The organism is Protofrankia sp. CiP3, from assembly GCF_917627345.1.
In the GTDB taxonomy this organism is placed as follows: domain Bacteria; phylum Actinomycetota; class Actinomycetes; order Frankiales; family Frankiaceae; genus Protofrankia.
Genome location: NZ_CAKJTM010000013.1, coordinates 44,308 through 55,304 on the forward strand (window position 1 = coordinate 44,308; position 10,997 = coordinate 55,304).

The 10,997-nt window shown below is 68.2% G+C and carries 8 protein-coding genes; all 8 read right to left on the bottom strand.

Annotated features, from left to right (window positions below):
* Positions 1-221: 221 nt before the first annotated feature.
* The 8 genes from MJ797_RS07495 to acnA all read right to left on the bottom strand — a co-directional run bounded on the left by MJ797_RS07495 (position 222) and on the right by acnA (position 10,794).
* Complete coding sequence (locus tag MJ797_RS07495) at positions 222-707, bottom strand: bifunctional nuclease family protein (protein WP_239309468.1); 486 nt, start codon at positions 705-707, stop codon at positions 222-224.
* Between the two features lie 220 nt (positions 708-927).
* The gene (locus MJ797_RS07500; RefSeq protein ID WP_239333122.1) at positions 928-1,695 is read right to left on the bottom strand and encodes a MerR family transcriptional regulator; all 768 of its coding nucleotides are present in this window, start codon (positions 1,693-1,695) and stop codon (positions 928-930) included.
* Positions 1,696-1,711: 16 nt separating this feature from the next.
* Positions 1,712-2,263: an FHA domain-containing protein gene (locus MJ797_RS07505; RefSeq protein ID WP_305039691.1), complete on the bottom strand. Its 552-nt coding sequence runs from the start codon at positions 2,261-2,263 to the stop codon at positions 1,712-1,714.
* Between the two features lie 302 nt (positions 2,264-2,565).
* Positions 2,566-2,946: a glycine cleavage system protein GcvH gene (gene gcvH / locus MJ797_RS07510; protein ID WP_239309463.1), complete on the bottom strand. Its 381-nt coding sequence runs from the start codon at positions 2,944-2,946 to the stop codon at positions 2,566-2,568.
* Between the two features lie 180 nt (positions 2,947-3,126).
* Positions 3,127-5,661, bottom strand: a complete 2,535-nt coding sequence (locus tag MJ797_RS07515; protein ID WP_239333198.1) for a mannose-1-phosphate guanyltransferase — start codon at positions 5,659-5,661, stop codon at positions 3,127-3,129.
* A gap of 11 nt (positions 5,662-5,672) precedes the next feature.
* Positions 5,673-6,326, bottom strand: coding sequence for a CDP-alcohol phosphatidyltransferase family protein (locus MJ797_RS07520; protein ID WP_239333124.1), 654 nt, complete (start codon positions 6,324-6,326; stop codon positions 5,673-5,675).
* A gap of 145 nt (positions 6,327-6,471) precedes the next feature.
* On the bottom strand, positions 6,472-7,596 hold the full coding sequence (locus tag MJ797_RS07525) for a C40 family peptidase (RefSeq protein WP_239333200.1): 1,125 nt from the start codon (positions 7,594-7,596) through the stop codon (positions 6,472-6,474).
* A gap of 507 nt (positions 7,597-8,103) precedes the next feature.
* Complete coding sequence (gene acnA, locus MJ797_RS07530) at positions 8,104-10,794, bottom strand: aconitate hydratase AcnA (protein ID WP_239333126.1); 2,691 nt, start codon at positions 10,792-10,794, stop codon at positions 8,104-8,106.
* Between the last annotated feature and the right edge of the window lie 203 nt (positions 10,795-10,997).

Below are 10,997 nucleotides of genomic sequence, written 5' to 3' on the forward strand. Positions count from 1 at the left end.
GCCCGTAACCTCGACTCGACGGTAAGAGCCCGCGACGGCCGCATCAATGATCAGGATTGACGTGTCCCGCGGCGGTACGAAAGCGCGTCGATCCCAACCCTGTGAGGATAGAATCGCACACGTGCCGCAACGGCCCGCGAAGCCGTCGCCACAAGCGTCTGGCTCGCGATCCATCCGCCCGGGCGCCGCTTCCTGATCGAACGCCCTGTCCTCGGGCGCTCTTAGGAACCCGGTGTGTTGAAGTCCTCCGGTGAGATCGTGTCCAGGAACTCCCGGAACTTCTCCAGTTCGCTCTCCTGCTCCTGTTCCTGATCCTCGGGCACGGTGATGCCAGCTTCCGCAAGCACCGACTCCTCGCCGTAGACAGGCGCACCCATGCGCATGGCCAGCGCGATGGCGTCCGACGGCCGGGCTGAGACCTCGATACCGTTCCCGAACACGAGCGTCGCGAAGAACACGCCGTCCTGAAGATCGTTGATCGTCACCCTCGTGAGTTCCGTCTGCAGGGCCTGCAGCACATCACGCATAAGGTCATGGGTCATCGGACGAGCGGTCGTGATGCCTTCCTGCGCGAACGCGATGGCGGTCGCTTCCACCGCGCCAATCCAGATGGGCAGGTAACGCTCACCTTCGACTTCCTTCAACAGGACGATCGGCTGCTTCGACGGAAGCTCGACACGAACGCCGACGATGTCCAGCCGATGCACCGATCTACCTCCTCGCACGGGTGAGCAGGACAGGATGATCTGAGTGGAAACTGTAGATGCCCACCGGGTGACACTATCCCCGTCGCTGGAGTTCGTCAGCGTGCCTGGTGCTTCCGGAAAGATCGGTCACTGTGGACGTCTTCCGCCCCAGTTCCCACGATAGGTGCCCGCCCGCGCGTCGGCCCCCGTGAGCCTGCCCGAAGGACACGCCAGGCCAGCCTCATCCGCCCGGCCCGGCCCGCAGACGCGAGCGCAGCAGCGCGGCGTGCAGCCGGACCAGCAGGCCCGCGAGCTCGTCCACGGTGTCCTGCGCGTGTCCACAGAGCCGGTCACGCTGGCCTCGCAGGGGTGCCGCCACCTGTTCGATCAGGCCGGCTTCCCGGTCGGCCGCGACCCGTGAGGAGCGCAGATGACGTGCCTGGATCCCGAAGGCGCTCAGCGCGGCGAACGTGCGCGCGACCGCCAGCGCGTCCCCGTCGAAGTAGCTGCCGCCCGGGCGGGGGGCGAGCAGCCCGTACTGCTCGAGTTCGACGAGCTGGTCGTCGGTGACGCCGGTGGCGGCGAGCAGCTCTCGCCGCGACATCCGCACCGTCTCGCCGGCCTCGACGATCATGTCCAGGACGCGGGGCGGGGGTGGTGGCACCACACGGGGGCCAGGCCGTTCACATAGCTGTTCACCCCGGTCGAGGGACTCCAGCTCTTCTTTGATCACTCGCAGCGGCAGGAAGCGTTCCCGCTGCGCGCCGAGTACATAGCGTAGCCGGACAACGTCATCAGGTGAGTACTTGCGATAGTTCGCAGTGGTACGAGCTGGCACGACAAGACCTTCCGCCTCCAGATATCGAATCTTGGACAGCGTCACGTCGGGATAATCCAGCCGCAGCCGGTCGAGCACCTCGCCGATGTTGAGCGTTTTCGCGGTGGAACCACCCGCCGGCCCCCGAGCGGGCATCGGCATGGGCGATGTCGCGGCCTGACCGGCGTTCATCGATGGGACCCCCGGTTCACTGGCGCCCCCCGCCACCCGTCGCCATGATCGATCCGGTCAGGAACACCAGCCGGAACTTGCCGATCTGAACCTCGTCACCGCTGGACAGCTCGGCCGAGTCGATCCGCTCCCGGTTGAGGTAGGTGCCGTTGAGGCTGCCGACGTCACGCACGGCGAAGCCCTTCGTGTACGGAGACCGATGGAACTCGGCGTGCCGGCGGGACACGGTCACATCATCGAGGAAGATGTCACTTTCCGGATGCCGGCCCGCCGTTGTCAGATCGGCGTCCAACAGGAAGCGGCTGCCCGCGTTGGGACCCCGCTTGACCACGAGCAAACCGGAACCCGGCGGCAGCGCGTCAACGGCGGCGACGGCGTCCCGTTCGGTCGACTCATCGACGTGGTCACCCTCGATACCCGACAAGGCCGCGGCAAGGTTGAGCGTGGAAGTCTGCTCGGCAGGTCGTTCCGGCGCGACGGGTTCACCTGGACGTACCAGTGGCGACCCGCACCGCGCGCAGTACAGCGCATCGGTCGGGTTCTGCTGTCCGCACCTCGTGCAGAACACGGTCGCGTCTGCTTCCTGCCGGACCACCGCGGGCGCGGTTGGGTCGGCCGCTCGGGCCACCTTCCTGGGGTGGCGAAAGATTTGTTTCCTCCTCGGAGACACCCACCACGCGGACGTCCCCGAAGCCGGAGGGGATGGCACGGACCGTGACATCCCGGCCTCGCACCGCCCTCCCGGCGCACAATGAGGCTAGTGCATCGGGTCCACTACCGCGAAAAGAGAGGGGGCTGGCTACGCCCGCATAACGTTGATCTGACCGGTAGGCTACACGGGCAGATCCTTTCTGTTGCTGCCGGGCGCTCTCAGGTTCCCTGCACATGCTGGGCGTAGGCGACGGCGTCGAGCAGGGCCGCGGTCGCCCCGGCATCGTCGACCGCCACCTCGACGAGCCATCCTTCACCATAAGGATCGGAGTTGACCAGCTCGGGAGTGCTGTCGAGCACTTCGTTACGAGCGATCACCTCGCCGGAGACCGGAGCGTAGACGTCAGAGACGCTCTTGGTGGACTCCACTTCGCCGAACGGCTCACCCGCCCGCACCCGGTCGCCCACCGCCGGCAGTGTCACGAACACGATGTCCCCGAGCGCATCCTGCGCGAACGAGGTGATACCCACCCGCGCGATGTCGCTGCTCACCCGGATCCATTCGTGCTCCGTGGTGTATTTCAGGTCCTCCGGGTACACCGGGTATCGCCTCCCAGTTGTCGGTCCCACTGTCGGTCCAGAGCGTCGGACGCGGCTTGCGGCAGCCCTGGGAAGGTCATCGCGGCGCGCTGGAGCCGTGGCCATTGTTCCACTCTTCCGCTGTCCCGCTCTTCTTCCACCCGGCGGAGCAGCGGACCGGCCGGGCGAGCGCCGGCCGCGTCAGCCCTCGGCACCGGCCTCCCGCTGTGAACGATCATCGTCGATGAAATCGCCGGCCGCGAACAGGGCGCTCCAGTAGTCCAGGAGCTGTTCCGCCGTGGTGGCGTCGGGGCCCTCGGCCCACAGATGGGTGACAGCTTCAGCCGGGTCGGGGAGCACCAGTACCCACGAGCCATCCGCCAGGATCACCCGGACGCCGTCGGTGGTGTCGATCGTGCATCCGCTGTCGGAGTCGACCGCCTCCACCACTCGCCGCATCACCATGCCCTTGGCCGCCCACGGCGTCGGCACGGATCTGCGCAGTACCGACACCGCCGGTATGCGCGCGTCGATGGCGCTCAGGGTCAGCCGGGTCCGGGCGACCAGAGCGGCCAGCCTGACGAACGCGGCCAAGCCGTCGATCGCGGGCGTGAACTCGGGCACCACGAATCCCCCACGGCCGTCCGCGGCGAACACGACGTTCGCGGCGGAGGCGGCCCGGGTGAGGTCGGCCGCTGACAGCGACGTACGCCGCACCGTCAGCCCATGGAAGCGGGTCACCTGATCCGCGACCCGAGTGGCGGTGACGGGCAGCGCCACCTCGGCTCCCCGGTTCTCCGCCGCGACAAGATCAAGAAATACCAGCAGCGCCCGCTCGTCGTCGATCAGGTCGCCGCGTTCGTCCACGATCGTGATGCGGTCACCGGCGTTGTCGAAACGGACGCCGAAGGCAGCCCGCGAGCTGGCGACGAGCGCGCCGAGACGGTCCAGCGCGCGGCGGCGGTCGGCCGGCGTCTGGGCCGGGACGGTCTCGTCCAGCCGGCCGTTGACGGTGAGGACATCCACCCCGAGGCGTCCCAACAGGGTGGGCAGCACCAACGAGGTCGCTCCCCCCGCAGGGTCGATCACGATTTTCAGGTTGCCTTCGGCCAGACCCGAGATGTCCACCTGGTCCAGCAGGTCACGGGTGTAGATGTCGGCGGTCCGGGCGGGGAAGCGCAGCTCCCCGATCTCGCTGGGAAAGGCCCGCCGGAACTCCTGGCGGCTGACGACCCGGTCGAGTGTGCGCTGTGCGCCGAGCGAGAGATCAGCGCCCTCGGCATCCATAAAGCTGATGTCGACCCGTTCGGCGTCCCCCGGCGTCGTGCGTACCATGACGCCGCCGGCCGCGTCGGAGGTGCGGACGTCGAAGCGGGCCACCGGCATCGGCGCGACCTCCAGGTCCCGTACGTCCATCGCGCTCGCGGTAAGCGCGCTGATCACCGCTCGCTTGAGCGCCCTGGCCGCCCGGGAGCTGTCCCGGACCGTGGTGACTGTTGATCCTTTACGCAGGGTCGTGGCATAGGCGCTGGCGAGGCGGACGGCCAGTTCGGGTGTGATCTCGACATTGATCAGCCCCGATACCCCCCGGGGGCCGAACAGCGAGCGCTGCCCGCGGGACTCCCAGATGACGCTGGTGTTAACCACAGCGCCAGCCTCGATGGTCTTGAACGGGTACACCATGACGTCGTTGGAGACGAACGCCTCCTCTTCGATCACGCACTCGTCGCCGATCACAGCGCCCTCTTCGACCCGCGCGGCCCGCAGCACGTCGGTGCTCTTGCCGATCACACAGCCCCGCAGGTTGGCCTGCGGCCCGATCAGGGCGTTGTCCTGGACGACCGCCCGGTGCAGGAAGGCGCCCTGTTTGACCACCACGTTGCTGCCGATGACGGTGAACTCACGCAGCTCGGCACCGGCCTCGACCTTCGTGTAGTCGCCGATCACCAGCGGGCCCGACAGAACCGCCTCCGGGTGGACGTCGGCGTCCCGGCCGACCCACACCCCCGGCGAGACCTCGAAGCCGCCGATCTCCACGTCCACCTGGCCGTTGAGCACATCAGCCTGGACCCGCAGGAAGCTGGGAATGGTACCGACGTCCTCCCAGTAGCCGTCGAGCGCGTAGCCGAACAGGGGCGCGCCAGCGGTGAGGAGCTTCGGGAAGACATCTCCCGACCAGTCCACCGGCTCCCCGGGCGGGACGTGGTCGAGAACCTCTGGTTCCATCACGTAGATGCCGGTGTTGACCGTGTCGGAGAAGACCTGTCCCCAGGTGGGCTTCTCCAGGAACCGGACGATCCGCCCGTCGTCGTCGGTGATGACGATCCCGAACTCCAGGGGATTGGGAACGGACTTGAGCGCGACCGTGACCAGCGCGCCCTGCTTGCGGTGGTAGGCAACCAGCGCGGTCAGGTCGATGTCGGTGAGCGCATCTCCGCTGATCACCAGAAACCGGTCGTCGCGCAGGGCGTCCTGCGCGTTGCGGACGCTCCCGGCGGTCCCCAACGGCGTGGTCTCGGTCGCGTAGGACAGGTGCATCCCCAGCTCGTCGCCGTCGCCGAAGTACGTCCGGACGTGCGCCGCGAGGAACTGCACCGTCACCACGGTTTCATCGAAACCGTGGTGCTTGAGCAACCGCAGCGCATGTTCCATGATCGGGCGGTTGACGACGGGGAGGAGCGGTTTGGGCTGGTTGGCGGTCATCGGGCGTAGGCGCCTCCCCTCACCGCCCGCCATCACGACGGCTCTCACCGACCCACCTCCGCATCCGCCCGGCCGGCCTCGCCGCGGTGCCTCCCGGGCGGCGCCGACGGCTCGCTGTCGTTCCCCGCCCGCGCGAGCTGGCGGACCTGCACCCAGTAGAGGATTCCGGACCACCAGTACAGAGCGGCGCCCCAGCCAGCGAACGCCCACCCGAGCGGACGCGCAACAGTGGCAAGCCAGGTGTCACCCGCTGACAGCAACAACAGCGGGAAGGCATAGAGCAGGTTGAACGTCGCGGCCTTACCCAGATAGTGCACGGGCAGCGTGGGGCCGTAGCCGAGCCGCCGCAGCACCGGCACGACCCCCATGATCATAACGTCCCTGCCGACGAGCAGCGCCGCGAACCACCAGGGAACGATGTCGCGCAGCGTCAGCGCAATGATCGTCGCCAGGATGTAGAGACGGTCCGCCAGCGGGTCGAGCACAATCCCGAGCCGACTGGTCTGCGAGAGCGCTCGGGCAAGCTTGCCGTCGAGGTAGTCGCTCACGCCGGCGAAGGCGAGCACGGCCAGCGCCGCACCGTCAGCCTTGGGGCCCAACGCCAGCCACAGAAAGACACCGACCCCAGCCAGCCGCAGCGCGGAGAGCAGGTTCGGGATGGTCAGCACCCGGTCGGACGGATGGATCGCCGTGGTCACCCTCGACACCCTTTCGCACCCAGCTGCGCCCGCGTGGAGCCTGACGATGCCGCCGCCACGGTGCACAGCCACCGTACGGCATCGTCAGCGGGCCGCCGGGGCCGGCGGCCGGCTCGCGCCCGTCACCCGGACCGCTCGTCAGCCCTCACATCACCCGGCCAACGTAGTACGTCGAGCTCCAGATCGGCACCAGTGAGACGGTCCGTCCGGTCTCCGGGGCGCTCCACACGTACCCGTTACCGGCGTAGATCGCGACATGGGTGATGTTGCTCGGGCTCCCGAAAAAAATCAGGTCGCCGGGCTGCTTGCCGGCCTGCGGCACCCGCAGCGAGGCGGCGAACTGCTGCTGGGCGGTCCGTGGCAGAGAGCGTCCGAGCTGCTTGAACACGTACTGCACCAGGCCGGAGCAGTCAAACGCGTAGGGCCCCTCCGCCCCGTACACGTACGGCTTGCCCCGTTGCAACGACGCGAGGTAGACCGCTTTCTCCCCGATGGAGCTGCCCGGGACGGCCGTGGCCACCCCCCCGGCCGCCACGCCTCCCGCGGAGGCGCCGGCCGGGCCGGTGGGGCTGCGCACGGTCACCGTGGTCGCACCGGCCAGGGAGGGACGCAGGACGTTCGTACCGTCGAAGACCGCGGTGAGGGTCGTGGTCGACAGCAGGCGCGTACTGATCGTCGCGGTTCCGGTGCTGTCGGTCCGCAACTGGGCGGTGGTGGTCCACTGCGGGCCGTTTGCCACCGCGATACGGACCCGTTGGTCGGTGACGGGACGCCCCGTCCCGACCTCCACGGCGCGGACGGTGAAGACGACGGGAGCATTCGGCGCGACCGTTGTCTGATCGGCGACGATCGACACCGAGGTGAAGGTCGGATCCGGATTTCCGATCTTGCCGGCCAGGCCGGTGGTGGATGCGGTGAGGGTGGCCCCGTGCGCGCCGCCACCGACCATCGCGGCGCTGTCGACGGTGGCCGCTGCCGCAGTCACCGGCTCAAGCGCCACGCTGGCGCCCGTGCCGGGCATCGTCGCGGCGAAGCCGGCCGTCGATGCGGCCAGGGTTCCGGTCGTCACCGCGGCGATCGTGGCGACTCGCCGGGTCTGTGGGCTGAGGCGGACACGCCAAGGGGTGAGCTCGTCGCCGTCCGCACTCATGGGCGCCTGGTCACGGTGGCGACCGCGACCGGCCTGCTCGCCGTCCGCGGGGAGCCGGATCACGCCACGTGGAAGCAACGCGCGTCCTTCCCGAACGCCCGCGAGGCAGAACGTCGACATGCCGCGGACCGGTGCCGCTGGCACGCCTCAAGGCACCGACCAAGGAGGAGAGCCCGGTCGGCGACCATCAGGGCTGCGAGATCTCGCTCCTGCCCCTGGCTGCTCGGAGGGGACATCGGGCCGGGGCAGGACTGGGCGTTTCGGTCCGACGCGTGTGTTCGAGAGAAAATACTGATCTTTATTGAGGAAACGAAGGTGTCAGCTCCAAAAGATATCGGGTGGCTCATACGGGCAGGCAATGCCCCCAAACCCAACAGTTGGCAATATTCAGCCGGTGGCCTGGTGCAGCCATTGGGTTGCGGTCACGTACCGGCCGGCGGCCGGTACGTGACCTTCTGTTTCCCCGCGACATACCCAGGTGGGTACATAATTCCGGTGGCACCCGCCCCTGTCGCCGAGCGCTCGTGTGGCATGACGGCGGCGGAGAACGGGGATCTTCCGGGTTGCGCGCTGAAAACGCCCATGGCGGCCGCGTGCGCGTGATCCTTGCCGTTTGCTCCGGAAGTATCAGGACAGCAGGGAACGCAGCACGTACGGCAGGATGCCGCCGTTGCGGTAGTACTCCGCCTCCCCAGGCGTGTCGATGCGGACGATCGCGTCGAACCGCTTGTCGCCGGCCTGCACGACCAGGGCCGGGGTCCGCTCGTCGACCTGGGCGAGCCCGCGGATGGTGAAGATCTCCTCTCCGGTCAGGCCGAGCGACGCTGCGGACTCCCCGGGCGGGAACTGCAACGGCAGGACGCCCATCCCGATGAGGTTGGACCGGTGGATGCGTTCGTAGGACTCGGCGATCACCGCGCGGACGCCGAGCAGCGAGGTGCCCTTGGCCGCCCAGTCACGTGACGAGCCCGAGCCGTACTCCTTGCCCGCGAGCACCACCAGCGGCACCCCGTCAGCCGCGTACCGCCGCGCCGCGTCGTAGATCGCCAGCTGCTCGCCGTCGGGCAGGTGGCGGGTGACGCCGCCCTCGGTGCCGGGGGCGAGCCTGTTACGCAGCCGGATGTTGGCGAACGTCCCACGGATCATCACCTCGTGGTTGCCGCGTCGGGAGCCGTAGGAGTTGAAGTCCTTCGGGTCCACCCCGTGCTCGACGAGGTAACGGCCCGCCGGCGAGTCGGGCTTGATGGATCCGGCGGGCGAGATGTGGTCGGTGGTCACCGAGTCGCCGAGCAGGGCCAGCACCCGGGCGTCGACGATGTCCGGGCGCGGCGTCGGCTTCGCCGGCATCCCCTCGAAATACGGAGGATGGCGGACGTAGGTCGAGTCAGGTGCCCAGCTGAAGGTCTGGGACACCGTGCCGCCGTCACCGGTCGGCAGGGACTGCCACCGTTCGTCACCGCTGAGATCGCCGTAGTCCTCGGTGAACATCTCCGAGCGGATCGCGTCGCCCACCACGGTGGCCACCTCGGCCTCGCTCGGCCAGATGTCACGCAGATAGACCGGGCTGCCCGCGGTGTCGGTGCCCAGCGGGTCGTTGAGCAGGTCGATGTCCATCGTGCCGGCAAGGGCGTAGGCGACGACGAGCGGCGGGGACGCCAGGTAGTTCATCTTGACGTCCGGGTTGATCCGGCCCTCGAAGTTGCGGTTACCGGACAGCACGCTGACCACCGCCAGGTCACCGGCGGCCACCCCCTGGCTGATCTCCTCCGGTAGCGGCCCGGAGTTGCCGATGCAGGTGGTGCACCCGTAGCCGACCAGGTTGAAGCCGAGCTTGTCCAGGTAGGACGTGAGCCCGGCGCGCTCGTAGTAGTCCATGACGACCTTGGAGCCCGGTGCCAGGGTGGTCTTCACCCAGGGCTTGCGGGTCAGGCCACGGTCGACGGCGTTGCGGGCGAGGATCGCCGCCCCCACCATCACCTGTGGGTTGGACGTGTTGGTGCAGGAGGTGATGGCGGCGATGGCGACCGCGCCGTGGTCGAGGGAGAAGCTGGTGCCGTCCGCGAGAGTCACCGGGGTCGGGTTGGACGGGCGTGCGTCGAGATCACTGGAAGTACCCGCAGCTGCCTTGACCGGGCCGGCGTAGTCGGCGAGCGCGGTGCGGAACGCGGCCTTGGCGGTGCGCAGCGGCACTCGGTCCTGCGGGCGCTTGGGGCCGGCCAGCGAAGGCTCGATCGTGGACAGGTCGAGGGTGAGGGTGGTCGTGTAGGTCGGCTCATGGCTCGGGTCATGCCACAGGCCCTGCTCCTTGGTGTATGCCTCGACGAGGTCGACCTGCTCCGCGGGCCGGCCGGTCAGCCGCAGGTATGCCAGGGTCTCCGCGTCCACCGGGAAAATCGCGCAGGTCGAGCCGTACTCGGGGCTCATGTTGCCGATCGTGGCCCGGTTGGCCAGCGGGACGTTGCCCACGCCCTCGCCGTAGAACTCGACGAAACGGCCCACCACCCCATGCGCGCGCAGCATCTCGGTGATCGTGAGGACGAGGTCGGTAGCAGTGGTCCCGGCTGTCAGTTCTCCGGTGAGCTTGAACCCGACCACCGTCGGGATAAGCATGCTGACCGGCTGGCCGAGCATGGCGGCTTCCGCCTCGATGCCGCCGACGCCCCAGCCGAGCACCCCCAGGCCATTGATCATGGTGGTGTGGCTGTCCGTGCCGACCAGCGTGTCGGGGTAGGCGAGCGTCCCGTCGGCGGTGTCCTTGGTGAAGACAACGCGGGCGAGGTGCTCCAGGTTGACCTGGTGGACGATCCCGGTGTTCGGGGGGACGACCGTGAAGTTGTCGAAGGCGGCCTGGCCCCACCGGAGGAACTGGTAGCGCTCACGGTTACGGCTGAACTCCAGCTCGGTGTTGCGCGCGAAGGCGTCCGGCTGGCCAAAGACGTCGGCGATAATCGAATGATCGATCACCAGTTCCGCCGGCGCAAGCGGGTTGATCTTTGTCGGGTCACCGCCGAGCGCCGCCATGGCCTCGCGCATCGCGGCGAGGTCGACCACACACGGGACACCGGTGAAATCCTGCATGATCACGCGGGCCGGAGTGAACTGGATCTCCCGGCTCGGCGCGGCGGCCGGGTCCCAGGACGCGAGCGCGCGGACGTGGTCGGCGGTGATGTTGGCGCCGTCCTCGGTGCGCAGCAGGTTCTCCAGCAGGACGCGCAGGCTGTAGGGCAACCGATCGGCTCCGGGGACCGCGTCCAGCCGACGGATCGTGTACCTGCGGCCGCCTACCTTGAGCTGACCCGTGCTGCCGAAACTGTCCATAATCTCCTCCTCGCCGCGTTTCCTCGCGGACCATCCTGGCGTTCACTCCAGGAGCTACCCGGCTCGCTGGGCCCGGGACCAGTAATATCCTATTTACTTAGTATTGCTAAGGATATACCAGAAGATCAGCCGTCGCGTGCGAGGCTCCTGAAGTGTGGCGGCGCACCGGATAGGTCATCTAACTGATAGTAATAAAAGCGGCC

Bases quoted from the DNA above. Each gene is read 5' to 3' on its own strand.
- MJ797_RS07500 (WP_239333122.1), bottom strand. From the start codon at position 1,695: ATGAACGCCGGTCAGGCCGCGACATCGCCCATGCCGATGCCCGCTCGG.
- MJ797_RS07515 (WP_239333198.1), bottom strand. From the start codon at position 5,661: ATGGCGGGCGGTGAGGGGAGGCGCCTACGCCCGATGACCGCCAACCAG.
- MJ797_RS07525 (WP_239333200.1), bottom strand. From the start codon at position 7,596: ATGTCGACGTTCTGCCTCGCGGGCGTTCGGGAAGGACGCGCGTTGCTT.
- acnA (WP_239333126.1), bottom strand. From the start codon at position 10,794: ATGGACAGTTTCGGCAGCACGGGTCAGCTCAAGGTAGGCGGCCGCAGG.